The following is a 25,222-nucleotide window of genomic DNA, read 5'->3' as shown; positions in this document are numbered from 1 at the left end:
TAATGTTTATTTTTGTTTAAAATTACCACCATGCAATTATCTAAAGAAATCCTCGAAAAACTAACTACCATTGTTGGCGAAAACTATATATTCACTGATATTGAAACCCGTAATTATTATGGACACGATGAAACCGAAGATTATGTTTTTCCGCCGAATGTAGTGTTGAAACCAGCCAACGCAAAAGAAGTTTCGGAGATTCTTTTAATTGCTAACGACTATAAAATTCCAACCACACCTATTGGCGCACGAACAGGTTTAAGTGGTGGTGCATTATCTATTTATGAAGGAATTGGTCTTTCGATGGAACGATTCAATAAAATCATTGAAATTGATGAACAAAATCTGCAAGTTACGGTTGAACCGGGTGTTATAACGCAAGTATTGAGAGAAACCGTTGCCGAAAAAAGATTTTTCTATCCGGTTGACCCAAGCAGTATGGGAAGTTGTTGGATAGGTGGAAATATTGCTGAAAACTCTGGTGGTGCAAGAGCTGTGAAATATGGGGTTACCAAAGATTATGTACTTAATTTAGAAGTGGTGTTACCAAGTGGCGAAATCATTTGGACTGGCGCTAATACATTAAAAAACTCTACAGGTTATAATCTTACGCAATTGATGGTTGGTAGCGAAGGAACTTTGGGTGTTATAACTAAAATTGTGTTGAAATTATTGCCAAAAGTTTCGCATAACGTATTGATGTTGGTTCCTTTTTATAAAGCACACGAAGCTTGTGAAGCGGTTTCGGCAATTTTCAGAGCAGGAATTGTACCGAGTGCTTTGGAATTTATGGAACGCGATGCGATTGATTGGACTTTGGAATATGTTGATGGAATTAATGTATCTATTAAACCCGAGCATCAAGCACATTTGTTGATTGAAGTTGATGGAAATTACCCTGAAGTTTTAATGCAAGAAGCAGAAAAAATAGTTTCGGTAGTAGAAGGTTTTGAAATAGATGAGGTTTTATTTGCCGATACAGAAGATCAAAAAAACATGCTTTGGAAAATGCGTCGTTCTGTTGCTGAAGCAGTAAAATCGAATTCAATATATAAAGAAGAAGATACCGTTGTGCCAAGATATATGTTACCTGAATTATTAAAAGGCATCAAGCAAATTGGAGCAAAGCATGGTTTTATATCGGTTTGTTATGGTCATGCTGGCGATGGAAATTTGCACGTGAATATCATTAAAGGCGACATGACTGATGATAATTGGCAAACGCAAGTTCCGATTGGAATCAAAGAAATTTTTGAATTGACCGTTGCTTTAAAAGGAACACTTTCGGGCGAACATGGAATTGGTTATGTGCAAAAGAATTTTATGAATATTGCGTTTTCTAAAGTTCATTTAGAATTAATGGAAAGTATTAAGCGTGTTTTTGACCCAAATAACATCTTAAATCCGGGTAAAATATTTCCAGATTATAACTAGTAATAAAAAAATATCCGTCTGTTTGACGGATATTTTTTTAATCTCTTTTCGGATTATTCTTTTTATTTCTTTTGTCCTCTTTTTTTTCTTTTGCAGTTTTAAGCGGTTCTTTTTTAGCCGATTTTTGAATGTCTTTACCTTTTGCCATTTTTTTATATTTGATGATTAAGGTAAAGATACTGACTAATTACCCAATCCAAGTGTGTTTTTGATGTTTTCGTCAAATAAACTATTGAAAGCGTTTAATTGAAAGGCATCGTCTAGGTTGAAAAATTTCCATTCGCCAAAAGTTTCTAGGTCAAAAACGGCTACGTATATGCTTTCTGCTTTAACATTAAAGCTATTTCTATTTGGTTCAAATGTTACGTTTTGCGTTTTTTCTTTCTCTTGTAACCAAGTTTTTTTCTCTTCAGCTTTAACAGAATTTAATTTGTTTTCAAAAAAATAACGTTTCGGATTTCTACTTCTAACTACGCAAAAAGTTTGTTGTCCAATAGTTTTGATTTCGTTAAATAGGAATGGAACTTTTTCTAACTGCAATCGCATTCGGTATTCGGAGTTTTGGTAATCTTGGTCTAGTTTTTCTAAGAAAGCAGTTTCACCTATACTTTCATAAATCTTTGGATAAGTTAAAGATTTGACATCTTCAAAATCCATTAAAAAGATGGCTTGATGAAATTTTGTGGTAGCTTTTTGCAAACTTTCTTTGGTTTGTGAGAAAGAAAGAATAGAAAATAATAGAGTTAAAAGAAAATATTTTTTCATAAATCAATTATTAATTATTCCAAATATAAAAAATCCTCAAAAGTAATACTAATGAGGATTTATATTTATTGGTTTTAAGTAACTTAATCGTGAACCAAAACCCATTCTCCTGAAGCAATCATACTTTCGGCTTTTTTGTATTTCATGCTTTCGGTTTTTCCGCTCATTACATGTTTAATAGTCACAGTATCGTTTCTATTAATTTTTGGAGTTTCACGAACTATGGTTTCTGTTACTTGCGGACGTTGAGATGCAGCTTGACCAGCTTCTCTGTTAGCACTTTCACCACTATTTATTTCTTCTTTTGACTCAGTGTAGTTTTCTTTACGTTTAACTTCACGAGCTTCTTGAATATTGTTGTTCTGTTGAGGTAAATCACCTTTGAATAAGAATGAAATCACTTCTTTATTTACACCATCAAGCATTGCTCTAAACAAGTTGAATGCTTCTAATTTATAAATAAGTAATGGATCTTTTTGCTCATGAACTGCCAATTGAACCGATTGTTTTAGCTCGTCCATTTTACGTAAATGTTTTTTCCAAGCTTCGTCAACAATGGCTAAAGTGATATTTTTTTCAAAATCAGCAATCAATTGTTTTCCTTCGCTTTCAAAAGCTTTTTTCAAGTCGGTAACCACATTTAAACTTTTAATTCCATCAGAAAACGGAACTACAATACGCTCAAATTTGTTTCCTTCATTTTGATATACATTAGCAATAATTGGGAATGCTTCACGAGCACTTCTTTCGGTTTTTTCAGTATAATAAGCCATTGCAGCTTTATATACTTTACCTGTGATTTCCATTTCAGACATTTTTTCAAATTCTGAACTTGAAATAGGAGAAGTTATTGAGAAATAACGAATTAATTCAAATTCGAAATTTTTAAAATCGTTTGTTCCTTTGGTTTCACTTACAATCAATTCGCAAGTGTCGTACATCATGTTAGCAATATCCAATTTCAATCGCTCACCATGTAATGCATGACGACGACGTTTGTAAACTACTTCACGTTGCGCATTCATTACATCATCATATTCCAAAAGACGTTTACGAGTTCCAAAGTTGTTTTCTTCAACTTTTTTCTGTGCACGTTCAATAGATTTGGTCATCATAGAATGTTGAATCACTTCACCTTCTTTCAATCCCATTCTGTCCATAATTTTGGCAACTCTATCAGAACCAAATAAACGCATTAGATTATCTTCTAACGAAACATAAAATTGTGAGCTACCAACATCACCTTGACGACCAGCACGACCACGCAACTGACGGTCAACACGACGCGAATCGTGACGTTCTGTACCAACGATTGCCAAACCGCCAGCAGCTTTCACTTCTGGAGATAGTTTAATATCGGTTCCACGACCAGCCATATTTGTTGCAATAGTTACAACTCCTGGTTTTCCTGCTTCAGCAACAATTTCAGCTTCTTTTTTGTGCATTTTTGCATTCAACACGTTGTGATTAACACCACGCATTTTCAACATTCTGCTCAATAATTCTGAAATCTCAACCGATGTTGTACCAATTAAAACTGGTCTTCCAGCTTGCGATAATTGCGTTACATCTTCAATAACAGCATTGAATTTTTCGCGAACGGAACGGTAAATCAAATCTTCTTTATCATTACGTGCAATTGGCTTATTAGTTGGGATTTCAACAACATCTAATTTATAAATTTCCCAAAACTCACCAGCTTCAGTTACAGCTGTTCCAGTCATACCTGCTAATTTGTTGTACATACGGAAATAGTTCTGTAATGTTATGGTAGCAAAAGTTTGTGTAGCTGCTTCAATGGTTACTTGTTCTTTGGCTTCAATCGCTTGGTGTAATCCGTCAGAATAACGACGACCATCCATAATACGACCAGTTTGTTCGTCAACAATTAGAATTTTGTTGTCCATGATAACGTATTCTACATCTTTTTCAAACAAAGTGTATGCTTTTAAAAGTTGTGTAAGCGTATGAATACGTTCTGACTTTATACCAAAGTCTTGAAACAATTTTTCTTTGGCTTCGGCTTCTTTATCTTTTTCTAAATTTTGTTTTTCAATTTTAGCAATTTCGGTTCCAATATCTGGAAGAATGAAGAAATCATCTGAAGTGTCTTGCGATAGATATTTAATTCCCATATCGGTCAATTCCACTTGATTGTTTTTTTCTTCGATAACAAAATATAATGCTTCGTCAACGATTGGCATTTTACGATTGTTATCCTGCATGTATTCGTTCTCCGTTTTTTGAAGTAATTGCTTATTTCCTTCTTCACTTAAAAACTTAATTAACGGTTTGCTTTTCGGTAAAGCACGATATGCTCTTAATAATTGGAAGCCACCATCTTTTGTGTTTCCTTCTTTAATCAAACGTTTAGCTTCGGTTAAAAATCCACCTGCAATTTGACGTTGAAGATTATAAAGATTTTCAATTTTTGGTTTTAATTCATTGAATTCATGTCTATCACCATCAGGAACTGGACCAGAAATGATTAATGGCGTTCTAGCATCATCAATCAATACAGAGTCAACCTCGTCAACAATAGCGTAATTATGTTTTCTTTGAACTAAATCTTCTGGCGCATGCGCCATGTTATCACGCAAATAGTCAAAACCAAATTCATTGTTTGTTCCATAAGTAATATCAGCTTCGTACGCTTTTCTTCTTGCATCAGAGTTTGGCGAATGATTATCGATACAATCAACCGTCATTCCGTGGAATTCAAATAATGGTGCTTTCCAAGTGCTGTCACGTCTAGCTAAGTAATCGTTTACGGTTACCAAGTGAACACCGTTTCCTGTCAAAGCATTCAAATAGAGTGGAAGTGTTGCCACTAATGTTTTTCCTTCACCCGTTTGCATTTCTGCAATTTTTCCAGTGTGCAATACAATTCCACCAATCAACTGAACGTCGTAGTGAATCATATCCCAAGTGATTTCTTTTCCAGCTGCATTCCATGAATTTGACCAAATAGTTTTGTCGCCTTCTAATGTGATGTATGGTTTTGTTGCAGAAAGTTCTCTATCTTTTGGAGTTGTTGTTACTTCAATTGTAGTATTGTCTTTAAATCGACGAGCAGTTTCTTTAACAACAGCAAAAGCTTCTGGAAGTATATCCATTAAAACTTTCTCTGAAATGTCATAAGCTTCTTTTTCTAAAGCATCAATTTCATTATAAATATCTTCTCTTTTATCGATATCTGTTGTGCCTTCAGCTTCAGTTTTTAAAGCTGAAATTCTAGAATCTTTTTCAAATCTAGCTTCTTTGATTTTTTCTTTGAATTCAACAGTTTTTTGTCTCAATTCGTCGTTTGATAATGCAGCTAAACTGCTTTCAAACGCTTTAATTTTATTTACAAGTGGTTGTATTGCTTTTACATCTTTTTGGGATTTGTCTCCAACAAAAGCTTTAAGAATACTATTAATGAAACTCATATTATTTTTATGTTTTTAAAGTGTGCAAATTTAAACAAAAAAAAAGCCCTAAATGGACTTTTCTTTCTTAGTGTTTACTTATTTTTTAATATTCATCCTCGTTCCAAAGATAGTCTTCGTCAGTTGGATAATCAGGCCAAATTTCTTCCATCGATTCGTATATTTCACCTTCGTCTTCAATAGATTGAAGATTTTCTACTACTTCAAGTGGAGCACCAGCTCTAATTGCGTAGTCAATTAATTCGTCTTTGGTTGCTGGCCACGGCGCATCGCTTAAATATGATGCTAATTCTAATGTCCAATACATTGTCTATCGGGTTTAATTTTATGCAAAAATAAATTTATTACTGAAAAAGTCAAGTAAAAAATGATTTATTTTAAAAAAAAGATAAGAACGGCTTTTTAATATCAGAATTAGAATTCAAATTATTGGATTCTATAAATTCTATAGGCCAATTTGTTCAAAAAAATTATTTTCTAGGAATCCATTGAACTTCGTCGGCTTGCAAGTCGTAGGACAACTTCCGTGCCAATACAAAAAGGTAGTCAGAAAGTCGGTTTAGGTATTTAATTACAAGCTCATCTGTAGGTTCAATTTCGTTAAGATGTACTGCTAAACGTTCGGCTCTACGGCATACGCAGCGCGCAATATGACAATATGACACAGTAGTATGTCCGCCAGGTAAAACAAAATGTGTCATTTGTGGTAAACTTTCATCCATTTTGTCTATTTCTTTTTCTAAAAACTCAATATCCGATTCAACAATACCAAGATTTTGAAGTCTTGGTTGTCCGTTTTTTAAGATTTCTTTTTCTGGTGGTGTAGCAAGTATTGCTCCAACTGTGAATAATCGGTCTTGTACTTCAATTAATACATTTTTGTAATCTTGATTGATTTCCTGATCACGGATTAATCCAATATAAGAGTTTAATTCATCTACGGTTCCATAACTTTCAATACGAATATGATGTTTTGGAACTCGCGTTCCACCAAAAAGAGCTGTAGTTCCTGTATCTCCAGTTTTTGTGTATACTTTCATGGATGTAATAAATTGGATTTTTTAATTCTCAAAGATACAAAAAATGCTATGGATTATTTTTAGCCCTGATTGAAGTGGAAATCCTCGAAGAGATTGTAACGAAAAGCAGGAATTACATAAATAAAATTACCCAAACCATTTGCTTCAAATTATTTGTGCTTGTCGTTAAGGTTATCACTTTCAATCATTCCGTCACGCAAACGAATGATTCTGTGCGCATAGGCAGCAATGTCTTCTTCGTGAGTTACAAGAATTACTGTGTTACCATTTTTATGAATTTCGTTGAAAAGATTCATGATTTCAACTGAGGTTTTACTATCTAAATTTCCTGTTGGTTCGTCGGCAAGAATAATTGAAGGTTTGTTGACTAATGCACGAGCAACGGCAACACGTTGACGTTGACCACCAGAAAGTTGATTGGGTTGATGGTCCATTCTGTCGCCAAGACCAACTTGATTTAAAACTTCTGTTGCACGAATATTTCGTTCTGATTTTGCGTGTCCAGCATAAATCATTGGCAAAGCGACATTGTCTAAAGCCGTTGTGCGAGGTAAAAGATTAAATGTTTGAAAGACAAAACCAATTTCTTTGTTTCTGATTTCTGCTAATTCGTCGTCATGCATTTGTGAAACATCATTTCCATTTAAAATATATGTTCCAGAAGTTGCAGTGTCTAAACATCCTAAAAGGTTCATCAGAGTAGATTTTCCAGAACCACTTGGTCCCATTAATGCAACATATTCGCCTTTGTTGATTTGTAAATCAATACCTTTTAAAACATTTATAATTTCGCTGCCTAGAACAAAATCTCTTTTGATTTGTTTTATATCTATTAATGGATTTGCCATTTTTTAATCGAATTATTTATTTTGGAATACATTTAATAGGACTAAATTCATTTCAAATTGTTACAATTTTATTGTTTTTTTAAGTTGTTTTTGGAATAAACAGTTTTTTAAAAATGAGTTTTATAGTTGTTACATTTAAAGGAAACTCATATAAAACATGAAGCATACTGAGAAAAAATAATGCTGACAAACCTACTTTATAATTATAAAAATACAACCCGATACTAGCAATCCAAATAGCAAGAATTACAAAAATTCTAATTTTAGAAGCATTCTTGTTCCAGCCGATTATAGAAGTTTTTGAAAACCAATTTAAGTAATGATAAGTATAACAAAAAGCCACAAAAACTTGAATTTTCAGCCCAATTTCGGAGATTAACAAAAATTTACCATCATTATTATTTGATAACAATGTAGCTATATAATAATTTAAATTATGCATTCCTGAAGCGTAAAAAGTATCACGAGTTGTACCTGAAAAACTATAATTATTGGTATTTATAGGATAGAAACTAACAAAAAATGGAACTAGAATTAGAAAAACTATTGCAAGAATTCCTGGAAATGTTTTTTTGTTAATTGTTCCATAAATCATGAAAAGTAATGTAAATAAATAAACATGAATTATAGTTGGAACAAAAATAGTTAATATAATTTCTGTTACTGAGAAAGTTGATATTATAAAATTTGCAATTATTAAACTTAGAATTCCATAAATAATTATTGATTTTGCTTTGTCTAAGTAAATCAAGCCAATTGCTAAAAGAAAGCTGATCAACAGAATATAACTGTTCGAATTGGCACTTTTGCGAATTAATGAATGTACAAACGAATTTTCTTTTAAACTCGAAAAATAGGGTAGATTAAAAAAATGTGGAATAGAAAGAATTAAGCAAAGAACTAAAAAAGTATAAATCCATTTTTTGGATTTAATAAAATAGTTTTTTTTATCTAACCAATTGATTTCTGTGGCATAATGTAATGGTCCAAGGACTGCATATGAAAATAAAAAAAGCTCAAAAGGCAAGAAGTAAGCTAAAATTAACGAAAGAACAATTAATCCAACGTTTAAAGTATCTATTGATTTCAAAAGGAATATTTTTTATAAAAATAGAAAATTTATTTTTCTCAAACTCTGATTACAAAATCTTCTTTTTCCTGTTCACTTCTAAAAAAAACAATTCCCCATTGAAACGTGTCTATCGTAACTGTTACTTTTGGGTGTTTTTTTATGATTTCCCATGCTTGTTCCATTTCAATGCTCCAATGTATGTCATCAAAAATCCAAACACTATCATTGGTAATTGTTGGCAAAAGCAATTTAAAATAGTCTAAAGTTGCAGTTTTTGAATGATTTCCGTCAAAATAGATAAGTTTGAAGTTTGAATTTTCAGATTTTATATTCTTTAAATAAGATGGGAATTTAGTATTTATAAAATCAACGTTCTGAAGTTTTGAAATTGTAAAGTTTTTTTTTGCTTCAGATAATGTATTTGGACAACCTTCTAATGTTGTAATTTTTGCTTTTGGGTTACCTAATGACAATGCCGAAGTGGCTAAACCAAGAGAAGTTCCAATTTCTAAAATAGTTGATGGTTGAAAATAATTTGTAATTCTAAACAGTAATTCAGCTCTTTTTCTAGAAATTCCAGCTGTTTTAGCAATTTGAGAAACTTGTCTTTTGTTGCTTTTAAAAACTCTTGAACCAGCACCAAAATCGGTTACTTCAATGAATTGATTATTGGTTAAAACTGAATTTCTATAGTTTTTTAAAATGGAATATTCTGGATAATTCTTTTTGTCGTAAAAACATTTGGTGACTAAATCAAATACAAACGGCGAATGCACTCCGTGTTCGTTTTTGGAATTCCAGAGAAATTTTAAATATGATTTTACTATTTGAAACATTATTCCATTTTTGAAGAAAGTTCAAACCAACGTTCTTCTTTTTGTTCTAATTTTTCGATAATTTTTTGCAATTCCAAAGCTTTTTTCTCAATGTCATTGTCTGCAACTTTTCCTTCTGAAAACAAATTTTCGATTTGCTTTTTCTCGTATTCTAAATCCTTAATTTCACGTTCAATTTTGTTGAATTCCTTTTGTTCGTTAAAATTCAAACCAACAGTTGTTGGGTTATTTTGTTTCCAATTTACTTTTTCAGTACTGACGTTTGATAAGTTTTTAGGTTCTGAACTATCTTCATAAGCTCTGAAATCTGAATAATTTCCTGGAAAATCTTCAATAATTCCTTCACCTCTAAAAATAAATAAATGGTCTACAATTTTATCCATGAAATATCGGTCGTGAGAAACCACAAGCAAACACCCTGGATAATCTAAAAGGAAACTTTCTAAAACATTCAACGTTACAATATCCAAATCATTTGTTGGCTCATCCAGAATTAAAAAATTTGGATTTTGGATTAAAACGGTACACAAATACAAACGTTTCAATTCGCCACCACTCAATTTTTCTACAAAATCATATTGTTTTTTGGCGTCAAAAAGAAATCGCTCCAATAATTGCGAAGCCGAAATAATTTTTCCTTTCGTTAGCGGAATGTATTCGCCATATTCCTTAATTATATCAATAACTTTTTGACCAGGTTTTGGATTAATTCCACTTTGTGTGTAATAGCCAATTTTTATCGTATCACCAACAACCACTTTTCCTGCATCGGGTTGTGTTGTTTTAGTTAAAATATTTAGAAAAGTAGATTTTCCGGTTCCGTTTTTACCAATAATTCCAATGCGTTCGCCACGTTGAAAATCATAACTGAAATTGTCTAATATCGTTTTGTCTTTGAATTTTTTATACAATTTGTGCAACTCAATAATCTTACTTCCCATGCGTTCCATGTTGATTTCGAGTTCTACTACATTTTCTTTTCGGCGACTTTCAGCAACTTCTTTTATTTTATAAAAATCATCCTGACGCGATTTAGATTTGGTAGTTCGTGCTTTTGGTTGACGACGCATCCAAGCCAATTCTTTTACAAAAAGATTTTGTGCTTTGTCAATCGTAGCATTTTCCATAGCAATACGTTCTTCTTTTTTCTCTAAATAATAAGAATAATTGCCTTTGTAAGAATATAACTTTCCGTTGTCTAACTCGATAATTTCGTTACAAACACGTTCCAAAAAGAATCGGTCGTGTGTAACCATAAATAGCGTGATGTTTTCTTTGGCAAAATAACTTTCTAACCATTCAATCATTTCTAAATCTAAATGGTTTGTTGGTTCATCCAAAATCAATAAATCCGGACGATTAATAAGAATTATAGCTAATGACAAACGTTTTTTTTGGCCACCAGAAAGACTTTTTACTTTGAGTTTTAAATCGTCAAGTTTAAGTTTGGAAAGAATTTGCTTGAATTGTGTTTCAAAATCCCAAGCATTGTATCGGTCCATTTCATCAAATGCCAATTGGTATTTTTCTTCATCTTCAGGATTTTCAAGCGCTTTTTCATAACGCTCAATCACATGAAGGATTTGATTATCTGAAGCAAAAATACTTTCCTCAATAGTCAATTCGTCTTGTAAATTATTGTTTTGCGAAAGAAAAGCCATGTTCAAACCTTTTCTAACTACAACTTGTCCAGAATCTGGTTCATCTTCACCATTGATGATTTTCATGACACAGGTTTTTCCTGAACCATTTTTGGCAATAAAAGCAATTTTTTGGTCTTTATTGATGCCAAAAGAGATGTCTTTAAACAATACTCGTTCACCAAAAGCTTTGGATATATTTTCTACTGAAAGGTAATTCACAATTGAGATTTCTAAAATTTATGCAAAAGTACTATTTTAAAGCATTACAAAAGTTTCAAATTTTCAAATTGATATTTTTTCACGTTATATTTGTCGAATGCAACTATCGGTAATCATACTTAATTATAATGTTCGTTACTTTTTGGAACTCTGCGTTTTGAGTGTACAAAAAGCTATTCAAAATTTGGATGCCGAAATTATTGTGGTTGACAACAATTCTTCCGATGATAGTTGTGCAATGATGAAAGCTAAATTTCCTCAAATCAAACTCATTGAGAATAAAGAAAACCTAGGTTTTCCAAAAGGGAATAACATTGCCGTTGAACAAGCAAAAGGCAAATATATCTGTATACTGAATCCTGATACTATTGTTTCAGAAGATACTTTTCATAAAATATTTAATTCTAATCTTTTAATTCAAAAAACAGGAATTATTGGATGTAAACTAATTGACGGCTCAGGAAAATTTTTACCCGAAAGTAAACGTGGAATTCCAACACCTTGGGTTGCTTTTACAAAAGTTTTTGGGATGTATAAATGGTTTCCATATAACACTTTGTTCAATAAATATTATGCACAACATTTGGACAAAAATCAATCGGGTGAAATTGAAATTCTAGTAGGTGCTTTTATGTTTTTAGAACGCAACTTATATAATGAAGTTGGCGGTTTTGACGAAAAATGCTTTATGTATGCTGATGATATTGATTTGAGTTATATGGTTTTGCAAAAAAAGAAAATCAATTATTATTTTCATGATACAACTGTAGTTCATTTTAAAGGTGAAAGTACAGTTAGAGATGAAAAGTATATAAAACGTTTTCAAGAAGCAATGAATTATTTCTATGCTAAACATTTTAAGAAATCTTTTTTCTTTACATTTTTTATGAAAACAGGTTCAATTCTGTTTTCTTTTTTGAAAAAAAGTCAAGCCAAAAAGCCTGCAAAATCAAACCCAGAAAACTATGTTTTGATTTCTGATAATATAACTTTAAAGGATAAATTATCTGATAAACTTCAAAAAAATATTCAAATTAGTCCACTAGAAAATGGAAAAGTAGTATTTTCGCAATCGATTTCGAAGAATAGTAAAACTGAAATAATTTTTGATGTTAATTACTGTAATTTCAAGGAATCACTTTCGTTTATGGAAGAAAAATCTAAAATGTTTACATTCAAATTTTTAGTTCCCGAAAGTGGTTATTTATTAGGAAGTAATAGCAGTAATGACAGAGGTGAAATTATTTTTGTTTAGTCAAAATGTTGATAAACTATCTCGAAATTATTAATAAGTAAAACCAGTAAATTATCGCTTAAGTTCAATATTTAGTACTTTTGCATAGAAATACAACCACACTTTAGTTTACAATTATGGCAAAGTTTGAATTGAAATTACCAAAAATGGGAGAAAGCGTTGCAGAAGCAACCATTACCAATTGGTTAAAAAACGTTGGCGATACCATTAATGCTGACGAGGCAGTTTTGGAAATTGCAACGGACAAAGTAGATAGCGAAGTTCCGAGTGAAGTATCAGGAACATTGTCTGAAATTTTGTTTCAAGTAAATGATGTTGTGAAAGTTGGTCAAACTATTGCTTATATTGAAACAGAAGGTTCTTCAGTTCAAGCAGTGCCAACTGTTCAAGCAGTTGTTCCTGCAGCAGTTGCAGAAGTCACAAAAACCTTTGAAGCAGCAAAAGAAAGTGTTGCGCCTGTTGTTTTAGAAAAAACAGATTTTTCAAGTTCAGATAAATTTTTCTCTCCATTGGTTAAAAATATTGCGCAACAAGAAGGCGTTTCTATTGGTGAATTAAATTCGATTTCAGGTTCAGGAAAAGAAGGAAGAGTTACTAAAGAAGATATTTTAAAGTTTGTTGAAAGTAGAAAATCAAATGGTGTTTCAATACAAACTCCTTCAACACCAGTTTCAACACCAGCACCAGAAACTATTTCTGCACCTGCGCAAGTTGAAACTCCAAAACCAATATCTCAACCTACTGCTGCAAAAGTTGAAACTCCAAAAGCTCCTGTTTCTGTGAATGGCGGTGATGAAATTATAGAAATGGACAGAATGCGTAAGTTGATTTCTAAATATATGGTTGAATCTGTACAAACTTCAGCGCATGTTCAATCATTTATTGAAGTTGATGTGACTAATATTGTAAAATGGCGTGATAAAGTAAAAACAGCTTTTGAAAAGCGTGAAGGTGAAAAATTAACATTTACACCAATTTTTATGGAAGCAGTTGCCAAAGCGTTGAAAGATTTCCCAATGATGAACATTTCGGTTGATGGTGAAAATATCATTAAACGTAAAAATATTAATTTAGGTATGGCTGCGGCTTTACCAAATGGAAATTTAATTGTTCCTGTAATTAAAAATGCTGATGAATTAAATATTGTTGGGATGGCAAAAGCAGTAAACGATTTAGGAAATAGAGCAAAAGCAGGTAAATTAAAACCAGATGATACTCAAGGTGGAACATATACAGTTACCAATGTTGGTACTTTTGGTTCTGTTTTCGGTACACCAATTATTAATCAACCTCAAGTTGGAATTTTAGCACTTGGTGCTATTAGAAAAGTTCCTGCGGTCATTGAAACTCCAGAAGGTGATTTTATTGGAATTCGTCAAAAAATGTTTTTGTCACACAGTTATGATCATCGAGTTGTTGATGGCGCTTTAGGTGGAAGTTTTGTGAAACGTGTAGCCGAATATTTAGAATCTTTTGATGTCAATAGAGATTATTAAAACATATAAAAATCCCGATTTAATAATCGGGATTTTTTTTGATAAAAAATGAATTAACATATTTTAACAATAAAAGCTAAGTTCAAAATTTTATCTTTGTTAACTAAAAATATATAATGGAGTTAAAATTAAACAGACCAATTTGCTTTTTTGATTTAGAAACTACTGGAATTGATGTTGCTAAAGATAGAATTGTTGAAATAGCAATTTTCAAAGTGTTTCCAAACGGAAATAAAGAAAGTAAGACTTGGTTGGTAAATCCAACAATTCCTATTCCTTTTCAAGCTACAGCTGTTCATGGAATTACAAATGAAAAAGTAGCTAACGAACCAACTTTCAAAGAACTTTCGGGCCAAATTTATAATATGATTAAAGATTCAGATTTGGCGGGTTATAATTCAGATAGATTTGATATTCCTTTATTGGCTGAAGAATTATTGCGTGCTGATGTTGATTTTGATATGAAGAATAGAGTTTCTGTTGATGTTCAGACAATTTTTCATAAAAAAGAAGAAAGAACGTTGAGCGCAGCATTGAAGTTTTATTGTAACCAATCATTAGAAAATGCCCATTCTGCTGAAGCTGATACAATGGCAACCTATGAAATTTTAAAAGCACAACTTGATAGATATGAAGATTTAGAGAATGATATAAAATCGCTTTCTGAATTTACTACTCGAAAAAAATCAGTTGATTTTGCTGGGTTTATTGCTTTAAATGATAAAGGACAAGAAATTTTTACCTTCGGAAAACACAAAAATGCTTTAGTAGATGAAGTTTTAGAGAATGAACCAGGTTATTTTGGTTGGATACAAAATGCAGATTTTCCATTATATACCAAGAAAGTTTTAACTGGAATCAAATTAAGAAAGTTGAATAATAAATTGTTTTAATATCAAATGAAGATAATTTGTATTGGACGTAATTATGTAAATCACATTGCAGAGTTAAACAATGAACGTCCAGATGAACCTGTAATTTTTTTGAAGCCAGACACAGCTATTTTACCAAAAAAAATGCCTTTTGTAATTCCAGAATTCAGTAATGAAATTCATCATGAAGTAGAAGTTTTGGTTAAAATTTCGAAAGTAGGGAAGTATATTAATCCAAAATTTGCTCACAAATATTATGATGAAATTGGATTAGGAATAGATTTTACGGCAAGAGATTTACAATCAAAATTGAAAGAGAAAGGATTACCTTGGGAAAAAGCAAAAGCATTCGACGGTTCAGCGGTTATAGGTGATTTTTTTCCAAAAAGTGATATTAATTCCGTTGAAAATATTACTTTTGAATTGAAGAGTAACGGAAAAGTGGTTCAACAGGGAAACACTAGTCATATGCTTTGGAAGATTGATGAAATTATTTCATATGTTTCTCAATTTTTTACACTCAAAAAAGGAGATATTATTTTTACGGGAACACCTGAAGGTGTTTCAAAAATAAATTCAAATGACGTTTTAGAAGGATTTATTGAAAATAAGAAATTATTTAGTCTACACATAAAATAAAATGGCAATAAACTACAACCTAGCAAAAGTTTACGAATTATCAGATAATGATCCAGAATTCGTGATGCAAATTATTTCACTTTTTGTAAGTGAAGTTCCAGATGATATGAAACAAATTGAAATTGGAATTGAAAACAAAAACCATAAATTAGCATACAGTTATGCTCATAAAATAAAGCCAACTCTTGATTTACTTGGAATGACAACGGCTCATCAAGAAATACTTGAAGTTGAAGCTTGGACCAAAAGAGAAGGAAAACGAAAAGAAATTAACGAAACTTTCGAAAGTATTAAGAACCAAGTTGAAAAAGCAATCAAAGAAATTAAAAAAGACTTCGAAGTCTAATACTTTTTTTCTACAAAAAAAATTCCCTAAGTTTATTAAAATATGAAAGCATCAATTGTTACAATTGGCGATGAAATTTTAATTGGTCAAATTGTTGATACAAATTCTAGTTACATTGCAAAAGCTTTGGATAGAATTGGGGTTCAAACCCACGAAATGCTTTCGATTTCAGATGATAAAAAACATATTCTAGATACATTTTCAAATCTTCAAAACAAAGTAGACTTAGTAATTATAACTGGTGGTTTAGGTCCAACAAAAGATGATATTACAAAAAAAACTTTTTGTGATTATTTTGATGATGAGTTAGTTGAAAACGAACAAGTTTTAAATCATGTTAAAGAATTGATAGAAGGTTTTTATAAACGTCCAATTACTCAATTAAATAAAGACCAAGCTTTAGTTCCATCAAAATGCATAGTGCTTTTCAATAAAATGGGAACAGCTCCTGGAATGTGGATGAAGAAAGAGAATACGGTTTTTATTTCATTGCCAGGCGTTCCATATGAGATGAAATATTTAGTTGAAAATGAAATAATTCCAAAAATAGTCAAAGAATATAATCGACCATTTATTATTCATAAAACAATATTAACCTATGGACAAGGAGAAAGCTTAGTTGCCGAAAGGATTGAAGATTGGGAAAATAATTTACCTGAATTTATTAAATTAGCTTATTTGCCAAATCCAGGAAGAGTAAGATTACGATTGACTGCAAGAGGAGAAAACAAAGAAATATTAGAAAAAGCAATAGCTGAAAATGTAGATTCACTAACTAAAATAATCAATGATATTATTGTAGGTTTTGATGAGGATGAAACTATTGAAGTTATTTTAGGAAGATTATTAAATCAACAAAATAAATCATTAGCAACTGCCGAAAGTTGCACAGGCGGAAAAATTGCTCAGATGATTACTTCAGTTTCTGGTGCATCGAATTATTTTAAAGGAAGTATTGTTAGTTATGCAACCGAAACTAAAATATCTCAATTAGGTGTCAATGCTGAAACAATAAAAAAATATTCTGTTGTGAGTTCTGAAGTTGCAAAAGAAATGGCTTTAGGCATCAAAAGCGCTATGAATGTTGACTATGCTATTGCTACGACTGGAAATGCTGGTCCAAATAAAGGTGATTCTGTTGCTGAAATTGGAACAGTTTTTATTGCTATTGCAACACCTGATATTGTTTTAGTTGAAGAATTTAATTTTGGTCAACCTAGAGAGAAAGTTATTGATAGAGCATCTAATAAAGCCATGGAATTATTACAAAAAGAAATTTTAAAAAATCTACAATAATTTTTTTGTTACAATGATTTATTTTGCGTAAGTTTGCACCCTGATTTTGAATAACGATAAAAGTAAAGCATAATGTCAAGAGTTTGTGACCTTACAGGTAAAAGAGCGATGGTAGGAAATAATGTTTCTCACGCTATGAATAAAACTAAGAGAAAGTTTTCTGTAAACTTAGTGAAAAAACGTTTCTATCTTGCTGAAGAAGACAGATGGATTACACTTAGAGTAGCAGCATCTACAATTAAAACAATTAACAAAAAAGGGTTAGCAGCAGTATTGAAAGATGCAAAAGCTAATGGATTTATCGGATAATTCCATAACCTAATAAATATATAGTAAGATGGCAAAGAAAGGTAATAGAATACAAGTTATATTAGAATGTACTGAGCACAAAGAATCTGGTTTACCAGGAACTTCTCGTTATATTACTAACAAAAATAAAAAGAATACTCCAGACAGATTAGAGATTAAAAAATTTAATCCAATCTTGAAGAGAATGACTGTTCATAAAGAAATTAAATAATTAGAGATTTTTACAAAAGTAAAATTTCAAATACACATTTAAATCATGGCAAAGAAAACCGTAGCAACTTTACAAACTACTTCAAAAAGATTAACCAAAGCTATTAAAATGGTTAGATCACCAAAAACTGGTGCTTATACTTTTCAAGAAGCAATCATGGCTCCAGAGCAAGTTGATGAATTCTTAAATAAAAAATAATAAGACAAACTCAATATAACTAAGCTACTTTCAATCGGAAGTAGCTTTTTTATTTTATATATTTGTTCGATTAAATTATTACTAATAAACTTAATAAAATGAGTTTTTTTAAAAAACTATTTTCTTCTGAAAAAAATGACCCAAGCAAAAGCGAAGAGGCAAAACAAAATCTTGATAAAGGATTAGAGCAATCTAAAACATCATTTTTTTCAAAATTAACAAAAGCAGTTGCTGGGAAGTCAAAAGTTGATGATGAAGTTTTAGACAATCTTGAAGAAATTCTTGTTTCATCTGATGTTGGAGTAAGTACAACTTTGAAAATTATTGAAAGAATTGAAAAACGTGTAGCTTCTGATAAATATCTTGGCACAGAAGAATTGAATAAAATACTTCGTGAAGAAATTGCAGGATTACTTTCGGAGACAAATTCTGGTCAAGAAACTGTTTTTTCTGTTCCTAAAGATACAAAGCCTTATGTGATTATGGTTGTTGGTGTTAATGGAGTTGGAAAAACCACTACAATAGGTAAGTTAGCACATCAATTTAAAAGTGCTGGATATAAAGTAGTTTTAGGTGCTGCAGATACTTTTAGAGCTGCTGCAATAGACCAATTGCAGATTTGGGCTGATAGAGTTGGAGTTCCAATTGTAAAACAACAAATGGGAAGCGATCCAGCTTCTGTAGCATTTGATACATTACAAAGCGCAGTTTCTCAAAATGCTGATGTTGTTATTATTGATACTGCTGGTCGTTTGCACAACAAAATTGGTTTGATGAATGAGTTGTCAAAAGTTAAAAAAGTAATGCAAAAAGTGGTTCCTGATGCGCCAAACGATGTGATGTTAGTGCTTGATGGTTCAACTGGTCAAAATGCTTTTGAACAAGCTAAACAGTTTACTGCTGCAACCGATGTAACTTCACTGACAATAACAAAATTAGATGGTACTGCTAAAGGCGGAGTTGTAATTGGTATTTCAGATCAATTTCAAATTCCTGTAAAATATATTGGAGTAGGTGAAGGAATTGAGCATTTACAGGTTTTTAATAAAGTTGAGTTTGTAGATTCTTTTTTTAAATAATATATGAATAAAATAACTACTTTTTTTAGAGAAGCTTCACCTCTAAAATTGATATTAATAGCATTACCTTTTCTATTAATTTCATTATTTATCGAGAAATCACTACCAAGTGTTTTTCTTTTTGCAAGATTAACTACTTTTATATTGGTTATTTATGCGTTTATAAAATTCTTTAACTCTAAGTTTTAAAAACTATTGAATTAAAGCATTTATTTTCCCCCATAATTCATTATCAAATCCAGATAATGCAAAATTTTGTTCATCAGCGGCATCACCCATTCTGATGACGACCATTTTTTTACTAGGAATTACATAGATTTTTTGGTCATCTCTTCCTAAAGCCATGAACATATCATTTGGAGCATTTGGAATCAAACTTCCATTAAATTGAAATTGACTTTGAGGTAAATGATAACTCGATTTTCCGTTTAACCACCAAAGATATCCGTAAGCAAGATTAATGTTTTGTGATGTATTTGTTGCTTGCGTAAAATAATTTTCGTTTAAAATCTGATTACTTTCCCATTTTCCTTTATTTAGATTTAACAATCCAAATCGAGCCATACTTCTAGTAGTACTTGTATAAACGCTTAAATCGCCATTTGTTAAACTATTAAACCAAAATCCATTCATTCCAATTTTATCTCTCAATTTGGCATTGAAATAAGCATTCCATGTTTGACCTGATGCCTGAGCAACAACATCTTGCATTTTTACATAGACGTTATGATATGCCCAACGTGTTCCTGCATCAGCAACATATTGAAGATTCGCTGGTGAAACATTATCGCCTAACGCATCATTTAATCCAGAATTCATAGAGAGTAAATTTTTGCAAGTAATTAGATTTTCTTTTGCAATTGGTGCACTTGTCCAACCTGTTCCTAAGTAATCAGAAACTTTATTGTTTATGTTAATTAGTCCTTCTTGTTCAGCAATTCCAGAAATTGTTGCTGTTAAAGTTTTTCCAGCACTTGCCCAATAATGATTTGAAGAAGCAGTATGTCCGTTGAAATAATTTTCCATCACAATTCGACCATTTACTAATATCATAAAAGATTTAGTGTGTTTTTCCTCTAAGTACGTCAAAAGTGGTTGTACTGCATTTTGATTCCAGTTTAAACTTGAAATTGATTTTGTTTCCCAAGTATTGCTTCCATCAATTGGAGGAAAATACATTTGTTCGTTAACTGGATTTGGATTTTCGTTTGTATCTGAACTACAATTGCTTAAAATAAATGGGAATAATAAAATTATATAAAGGTATTTCATTTTCAAAGTTTTTTTGTTGGACTTTAAAGATATAAAAAGGTTTAATGTTAATAATTTTAATTTTTAAAAACAGTCTCTTTTGATTATAAAAATTAAATTTGTGAATAATGAAATTATAGTCAGAAAACCATGAAAAAAACAACTCTTTTATTAATTACTTTTCTTTTTATTTCCTGTCAAAAAGAAGTAAAAAAAGAGGATTTATTTAAACTTAATGGTTATTGGGAAATTCAACAAGTTGCAAAACCTGATGGAGAAAATAAAGATTATAAAGTAAATGAAACAGTTGACTATTTTGAAATAAGCAACAATGTAGGTTTTCGCCAGAAAGTAATGCCTCAATTTGATGGAAAATTCAAAACAAATGGTATTCAGGAAACAATTAGAATAATAGATAGTAATAAAGTTTTCTATGTTGAGTATTCAACTGATTATGGTAAATGGAAAGAACAAATTTTAGAACTTAAAGATTCAACTTTGGTATTAAAAAACAAAGAAAATTTGAAATACACTTATAAAAAATTCAAACCTTTTTCAATAAAATAATGGCTAAACGATTAAGCAATGAAAGTCCCATTGGTGATGTCCTAAAAGAGTTTATCGAAGTTAATAAACTCCAATCGGGTATGGATAAAATTGATGTTCAAAAAGCTTGGAAATCATTAATGGGCAATGGTGTTAATAGCTATACAAATGAAGTAATTTTAAAAGGTTCTACATTATATGTTTCTTTGTCTTCAGCAGTTTTAAGACAAGAATTGAGTTATGGAAAGCAAAAAATTATTGTTATGCTTAATGAAGAATTGCGTAAAGAAGTAGTTAAAGAAATTGTTCTTCGCTAAGTATTGATTTCTAAATCTTTGATGTAATCTTCATGCTCTAAAAAAAAGTATTCAAAAGCACTCATTTTTTCATTAAAAAAATCAAAAATAGTTTCCCAAGTTTTTTTGTTATTAATGCTAACATTTTCGAGTTCAACCCAAATTCTACTAATTGTTTTTCCGTTTTCTAAATAAAAATTTCGTTCCAAAATTGCTTCAGGTAAATGTTCTTCATGAAGTATAGTTTTTAGAGATTCAATTTTTTCGAAATAAATTTTACGCTTTTCTTCATCCTTAGGCTCAATATCAAGTAGAACTTGAGCTTTTTTATTATCTACATAGAACTTAAAAGAAACTTCTTTAATTTTAGTGTCATACAACATCCATTTCCTCGGATATGTTTCTGCAAACGCTATCCAAAATTCTTTTTTTATTTTTTGAGCTTCTTCTTTACTATACATTTTATTTATGAAAAATGATTTTGAATACTTTTTTAGGTAACTTTATGTTTTATTTTAACGAGAAATGCAATTTGATTATTTTTTACAATTTACGCCAAAAATAATAAATGTTGGGCTTCCGGCAACGGAAGCGCATGCAAAAATGGCTCCTTCAAACAGAATAGAGTTGCTTAAAAAAATAAATCCTGAAAATTTCAATGCAAAAAAAGCAGCAGTAATGATGCTTTTTTATCCTAAAAATAGTCAAACACATTTGGTTCTTATTTTACGTAATTCTTATAAAGGTGTTCATTCATCTCAAATTGCATTTCCAGGCGGAAAACCAGAAATTGTTGATGTTGATTTAAAAGATACTGCTTTGAGAGAAACGCACGAGGAAATTGGGGTTTTGCCTGATAAAATTGAAGTTATCCGTTCTTTTACTGAAGTTTATATTCCGCCTAGTAATTATTTAGTCCATCCTTTTTTAGGTATCAGTAAAGAAGAATTACAGTTTGTTCGTCAAGAGGAAGAAGTCGCAGGTATTATTGAATTTCCTCTAGTAGATTTTTTGGATGATAGAATAATTCAAAATAAAAGATTAGATACTTCTTATGCTACAAACTTTGAAGTTCCAGGTTTTTTAGTTAATGAACACTTTGTTTGGGGAGCAACGGCCATGATATTGAGTGAGTTAAAAGAAACCCTAAAAATGGTGTTGTAAACCATTAGTTTTCCTATTTTTGTAAGTCTAAAAACTCAAAAAATAATGGGATTATTTAAAAGAAATCCTTTTGGTCATATTCTTTTTATCAAAAAATGGTTAATTAGAATCTTTGGGGTTTTAACCCACAGAAGATATCGCGGATTTAATGAACTTCAAATAGAAGGTTCTGAAATTATTACTTCACTTCCCGATAAAAATGTACTTTTTATATCAAACCATCAAACCTATTTTGCTGATGTTGTAGCAATGTTTCATGTCTTTAATGCTAGTCTTTCAGGAAGAGTTGATAGTATTAAAAACGTTGGCTATTTGTGGCAACCAAAAATGAATATTTATTATGTAGCTGCAAGTGAAACAATGAAAGCTGGATTATTGCCGAGAATTTTGGCATATGTTGGTGCTATAACCGTTGAGAGAACTTGGCGTTCAGGAGGAAAAGATGTTAAAGAAAAAAGAGAAGTAAACCCTAATGATACAGAAAACATAAAAATTGCTTTAGATGATGGTTGGGTTATTACTTTTCCTCAAGGAACAACCAAATCGTTTAAACCTGTTAGAAAAGGAACGGCACATATCATTAAACAACATAAGCCAATTGTTGTTCCGATAGTAATTGACGGTTTTCGAAGAGCTTTTGATAAAAAAGGTTTGAGAGTAAAAAAGAAAAATATTCTTCAATCGTTTATTATTAAAGAACCTCTTGAAATTGATTATGACAATGAATCTATAGAAGAAATTGTTGAAAAAATTGAATATGCTATTGAGCAACATCCTTCATTTTTGAAAGTTATTCCTGCTGAAGAAATAGAAGAACAAGAGCGTTTAAATAGATTGCGTCAATGGCAGATGTAGAAAAAACTATAAATAAAAAAGGCTCACATTGTGAGCCTTTTTTATTATTTTACTGGATTGTCTGAATTGAAAATATCTCTAAATATTTTCCACTTTCCGTCTTCTTTTTTGAAAATTTCTAATGCTTTTCCGTTGTCAATTACATTGCCTTCTTTGTCGGCCATTAGCCATTCCATTTCAGCGGACATAGTTTCAGAATCACCCCAAGTTCCAGTTGTTTTTAATGCAAAGGTTGGAACTCCTTTTGCTAGCATGCTTTCAAAATGTGCTTTAATATTTTCTTTTCCAACAACTGATTTTCCATTGGGTAACATAAATTTCGCATCTGTTGTATAACAATCTGCCATCATGTTTGCATCACCTTTGTTAAATGCTATTACAAATATTTCGTTAACACCAATTACAGCATTCTTTACTTCTTCTAGATTGGTTTCGGTTTTTGGAGCAGAATCAAAACCAGAAGATGCTTTGGTTTTATTACAACTTACAGTTAGTAGAATAAAAAAGAGTGCTAAGAATCCGTTTGCAATTATTTTTTTCATAGTAGTAAAATTTAAAATTATATTGGTTTTTTGGTTGTTTCTATAAAATTAGAACATAATAATTTTAAATTTACTGAAAAATAAAATAGTTTTTAACAAAAAAGACCAACTTTTTTTAAAAAGTTGGTCTTTAAAATATTTTATTCTTAATTATTACAAGTGAATAACTTCACCATAAGCATCCGCAACGGCTTCCATTACAGCTTCACTCATGGTTGGATGTGGATGAACCGCTTTAAGTATTTCGTGACCAGTTGTTTCTAATTTTCTTGCAACAACTGCTTCTGCAATCATATCAGTAACGCCAGCACCAATCATGTGACAACCTAACCATTCACCATATTTTGCATCAAAAATTACTTTTACAAAACCATCTGGCGTACCAGCAGCTTTTGCTTTTCCTGATGCTGTAAATGGAAATTTGCCAATTTTTAATTCGTATCCTTTTTCTTTAGCTTGTTTTTCGGTTAAGCCAACAGAAGCAATTTCAGGTGTTGCATAAGTACAACCAGGAATATTACCATAGTCAATTGGTTCTACGTGTAAACCTGCAATTTTTTCAACACAGTTAATACCTTCAGCAGAAGCAACGTGAGCTAAAGCTTGACCTGGAGTAACATCTCCAATAGCGTAGTAACCAGGAACGTTGGTTTGATTGTAAGCATTTACTAAAATTTTGTCTTTATCTGTTGCAATTCCAACTTCTTCTAGACCAATATTTTCAATATTTGTTTTAATTCCTACAGCTGAAAGTAAAATTTCTGCCTCAAGAATTTCTTCTCCTTTTGGAGTTTTTACAAAAGCTTTTACACCGTTTCCTGAAGTATCAATTCTTTCAACAGATGAATTTGTCATAATGTTGATTCCAGCTTTTTTTAGTGAACGTTCAAATTGTTTTGAAATGTCTTCATCTTCAACCGGAACAACATTTGGCATAAATTCTACTATGGTAACTTCTGTTCCCATTGCGTTATAAAAATGAGCAAATTCAACACCAATTGCACCTGAACCAACTACAATCATTGATTTAGGTTGAGTAGGCAATGTCATTGCTTGACGATAACCAATTACTTTTTTCCCATCTTGTGGAAGATTTGGTAATTCACGTGAACGAGCGCCAGTTGCAATGATTATATGGTCAGCAGAATACTCTGTAACTTTTCCATCAGCAGAAGTTACATCAACTTTTTTGCCTGGTTTTATTTTTCCAAAACCATCAATTACATCAATTTTATTTTTCTTCATTAAGAATTGAACTCCTTTGCTCATTCCATCAGCTATATCACGAGAACGTTTTACAACTGCTGAGAAATCTTTATCAAATTCTTTTACAGTCAATCCATAATCTGAAGCATGTTTTAGGTAATCAAAAACTTGGGCCGATTTTAAAAGTGCTTTGGTTGGAATACAACCCCAATTCAAACAAATTCCACCTAAACTTTCTTTTTCAATAACGGCAACTTTAAAGCCTAATTGTGAAGCACGAATTGCAGTTACATAACCGCCTGGACCACTTCCTAAAACAATAATATCGTATTTCATTTTAAATTGATTTTCTAAATTAATTGAGTTTGCGAAT

At 31.2% G+C, this 25,222-nt stretch carries 27 protein-coding genes; 15 read left to right on the top strand and 12 right to left on the bottom strand.

All coding sequences use genetic code 11. The features are described from left to right. Positions 1 to 30 precede the first annotated feature (30 nt). Complete coding sequence (locus RN605_RS06415; protein ID WP_313323268.1) at positions 31 to 1,434, top strand: FAD-binding oxidoreductase; 1,404 nt, start codon at positions 31 to 33, stop codon at positions 1,432 to 1,434. Between the two features lie 183 nt (positions 1,435 to 1,617). Here the strand turns inward: RN605_RS06415 and RN605_RS06410 are convergent, their stop codons facing one another. The 8 genes from RN605_RS06410 to RN605_RS06375 form a co-directional block, all read right to left on the bottom strand. Continuing rightward, a complete protein-coding gene (locus RN605_RS06410; protein ID WP_313323267.1) occupies positions 1,618 to 2,199 on the bottom strand; it encodes a hypothetical protein in 582 nt (193 codons plus the stop codon). 83 nt (positions 2,200 to 2,282) lie between these two features. After that, complete coding sequence (gene secA / locus RN605_RS06405) at positions 2,283 to 5,630, bottom strand: preprotein translocase subunit SecA (RefSeq protein WP_313323265.1); 3,348 nt, start codon at positions 5,628 to 5,630, stop codon at positions 2,283 to 2,285. Between the two features lie 85 nt (positions 5,631 to 5,715). Further along, entirely contained in the window at positions 5,716 to 5,937 is a 222-nt protein-coding gene (locus RN605_RS06400) for a DUF2795 domain-containing protein (protein WP_022828503.1), read from the bottom strand. A gap of 163 nt (positions 5,938 to 6,100) precedes the next feature. Beyond that, positions 6,101 to 6,670, bottom strand: coding sequence for a cob(I)yrinic acid a,c-diamide adenosyltransferase (locus RN605_RS06395; RefSeq protein ID WP_313323235.1), 570 nt, complete (start codon positions 6,668 to 6,670; stop codon positions 6,101 to 6,103). A 149-nt stretch (positions 6,671 to 6,819) separates the two neighbouring features. Then, complete coding sequence (locus tag RN605_RS06390; protein WP_313323233.1) at positions 6,820 to 7,518, bottom strand: ABC transporter ATP-binding protein; 699 nt, start codon at positions 7,516 to 7,518, stop codon at positions 6,820 to 6,822. Between the two features lie 79 nt (positions 7,519 to 7,597). Further along, positions 7,598 to 8,608 (bottom strand): hypothetical protein, encoded by a 1,011-nt coding sequence (locus RN605_RS06385; protein ID WP_313323232.1) that lies wholly within the window; start codon positions 8,606 to 8,608, stop codon positions 7,598 to 7,600. Positions 8,609 to 8,646: 38 nt separating this feature from the next. Then, complete coding sequence (locus RN605_RS06380; RefSeq protein WP_313323230.1) at positions 8,647 to 9,426, bottom strand: O-methyltransferase; 780 nt, start codon at positions 9,424 to 9,426, stop codon at positions 8,647 to 8,649. Then, positions 9,426 to 11,288: an ABC-F family ATP-binding cassette domain-containing protein gene (locus tag RN605_RS06375; RefSeq protein ID WP_313323228.1), complete on the bottom strand. Its 1,863-nt coding sequence runs from the start codon at positions 11,286 to 11,288 to the stop codon at positions 9,426 to 9,428. Before RN605_RS06375 ends, RN605_RS06380 begins: the two co-directional genes overlap by 1 nt. Before the next feature lie 97 nt (positions 11,289 to 11,385). Here RN605_RS06375 and RN605_RS06370 point away from each other — a divergent pair, with 97 nt between their 5' ends. The 10 genes from RN605_RS06370 to ftsY all read left to right on the top strand — a co-directional run bounded on the left by RN605_RS06370 (position 11,386) and on the right by ftsY (position 18,989). Next, the gene (locus tag RN605_RS06370; protein ID WP_313323226.1) at positions 11,386 to 12,543 is read left to right on the top strand and encodes a glycosyltransferase family 2 protein; all 1,158 of its coding nucleotides are present in this window, start codon (positions 11,386 to 11,388) and stop codon (positions 12,541 to 12,543) included. A gap of 116 nt (positions 12,544 to 12,659) precedes the next feature. After that, complete coding sequence (locus tag RN605_RS06365) at positions 12,660 to 14,039, top strand: dihydrolipoamide acetyltransferase family protein (protein ID WP_313323225.1); 1,380 nt, start codon at positions 12,660 to 12,662, stop codon at positions 14,037 to 14,039. Positions 14,040 to 14,155: 116 nt separating this feature from the next. Next, the gene (locus RN605_RS06360; protein WP_313323223.1) at positions 14,156 to 14,932 is read left to right on the top strand and encodes a 3'-5' exonuclease; all 777 of its coding nucleotides are present in this window, start codon (positions 14,156 to 14,158) and stop codon (positions 14,930 to 14,932) included. Between the two features lie 6 nt (positions 14,933 to 14,938). Further along, a complete protein-coding gene (locus RN605_RS06355; protein WP_313323221.1) occupies positions 14,939 to 15,550 on the top strand; it encodes a fumarylacetoacetate hydrolase family protein in 612 nt (203 codons plus the stop codon). 1 nt (position 15,551) lies between these two features. Beyond that, entirely contained in the window at positions 15,552 to 15,896 is a 345-nt protein-coding gene (locus RN605_RS06350; RefSeq protein ID WP_313323220.1) for an Hpt domain-containing protein, read from the top strand. Between the two features lie 42 nt (positions 15,897 to 15,938). After that, on the top strand, positions 15,939 to 17,192 hold the full coding sequence (locus tag RN605_RS06345) for a CinA family nicotinamide mononucleotide deamidase-related protein (RefSeq protein WP_313323219.1): 1,254 nt from the start codon (positions 15,939 to 15,941) through the stop codon (positions 17,190 to 17,192). A gap of 72 nt (positions 17,193 to 17,264) precedes the next feature. Then, positions 17,265 to 17,501 carry a 50S ribosomal protein L28 gene (rpmB, locus tag RN605_RS06340; protein WP_169524749.1) on the top strand — a complete coding sequence of 79 codons (237 nt, stop codon included), beginning with the start codon at positions 17,265 to 17,267 and terminating at the stop codon, positions 17,499 to 17,501. Between the two features lie 28 nt (positions 17,502 to 17,529). Beyond that, a complete protein-coding gene (rpmG, locus tag RN605_RS06335) occupies positions 17,530 to 17,712 on the top strand; it encodes a 50S ribosomal protein L33 (RefSeq protein WP_313323216.1) in 183 nt (60 codons plus the stop codon). Between the two features lie 45 nt (positions 17,713 to 17,757). Next, entirely contained in the window at positions 17,758 to 17,910 is a 153-nt protein-coding gene (locus tag RN605_RS06330; RefSeq protein ID WP_313323214.1) for a DUF4295 domain-containing protein, read from the top strand. Positions 17,911 to 18,008: 98 nt separating this feature from the next. Further along, complete coding sequence (ftsY, locus tag RN605_RS06325; RefSeq protein WP_313323212.1) at positions 18,009 to 18,989, top strand: signal recognition particle-docking protein FtsY; 981 nt, start codon at positions 18,009 to 18,011, stop codon at positions 18,987 to 18,989. Between the two features lie 192 nt (positions 18,990 to 19,181). On the opposite strand, the gene RN605_RS06320 is transcribed toward ftsY, so the two are convergent. Further along, a complete protein-coding gene (locus RN605_RS06320; RefSeq protein ID WP_313323210.1) occupies positions 19,182 to 20,261 on the bottom strand; it encodes a serine hydrolase domain-containing protein in 1,080 nt (359 codons plus the stop codon). A gap of 129 nt (positions 20,262 to 20,390) precedes the next feature. On the opposite strand from RN605_RS06320, the gene RN605_RS06315 reads away from it, so the two are divergent. Both RN605_RS06315 and RN605_RS06310 read left to right on the top strand, forming a co-directional pair. Next, positions 20,391 to 20,807, top strand: coding sequence for a lipocalin family protein (locus RN605_RS06315; RefSeq protein ID WP_313323208.1), 417 nt, complete (start codon positions 20,391 to 20,393; stop codon positions 20,805 to 20,807). Next, positions 20,807 to 21,103 carry a DUF721 domain-containing protein gene (locus RN605_RS06310; RefSeq protein ID WP_313323207.1) on the top strand — a complete coding sequence of 99 codons (297 nt, stop codon included), beginning with the start codon at positions 20,807 to 20,809 and terminating at the stop codon, positions 21,101 to 21,103. The genes RN605_RS06315 and RN605_RS06310 overlap by 1 nt, the downstream gene beginning before the upstream one ends. Here RN605_RS06310 and RN605_RS06305 read toward each other — a convergent pair. Then, on the bottom strand, positions 21,100 to 21,543 hold the full coding sequence (locus RN605_RS06305) for a DUF4268 domain-containing protein (RefSeq protein ID WP_313323205.1): 444 nt from the start codon (positions 21,541 to 21,543) through the stop codon (positions 21,100 to 21,102). The genes RN605_RS06310 and RN605_RS06305 overlap by 4 nt on opposite strands. A gap of 64 nt (positions 21,544 to 21,607) precedes the next feature. On the opposite strand from RN605_RS06305, the gene RN605_RS06300 reads away from it, so the two are divergent. Next, positions 21,608 to 22,246: an NUDIX hydrolase gene (locus tag RN605_RS06300; protein ID WP_313323203.1), complete on the top strand. Its 639-nt coding sequence runs from the start codon at positions 21,608 to 21,610 to the stop codon at positions 22,244 to 22,246. Positions 22,247 to 22,291: 45 nt separating this feature from the next. Continuing rightward, positions 22,292 to 23,101 (top strand): lysophospholipid acyltransferase family protein, encoded by an 810-nt coding sequence (locus RN605_RS06295; RefSeq protein ID WP_313323201.1) that lies wholly within the window; start codon positions 22,292 to 22,294, stop codon positions 23,099 to 23,101. Between the two features lie 44 nt (positions 23,102 to 23,145). On the opposite strand, the gene RN605_RS06290 is transcribed toward RN605_RS06295, so the two are convergent. Further along, positions 23,146 to 23,643, bottom strand: a complete 498-nt coding sequence (locus RN605_RS06290) for a YybH family protein (protein ID WP_313323198.1) — start codon at positions 23,641 to 23,643, stop codon at positions 23,146 to 23,148. 153 nt (positions 23,644 to 23,796) lie between these two features. Continuing rightward, positions 23,797 to 25,185, bottom strand: a complete 1,389-nt coding sequence (gene lpdA, locus RN605_RS06285; RefSeq protein ID WP_313323196.1) for a dihydrolipoyl dehydrogenase — start codon at positions 25,183 to 25,185, stop codon at positions 23,797 to 23,799. Positions 25,186 to 25,222: the final 37 nt, after the last annotated feature.

The organism is Flavobacterium sp. PMTSA4, from assembly GCF_032098525.1.
Classification (GTDB): Bacteria; Bacteroidota; Bacteroidia; order Flavobacteriales; family Flavobacteriaceae; genus Flavobacterium; species Flavobacterium capsici.
The sequence above is the reverse complement of the archived record's forward strand: the minus strand, read 5'-3'. Positions and strand labels throughout refer to the sequence as shown.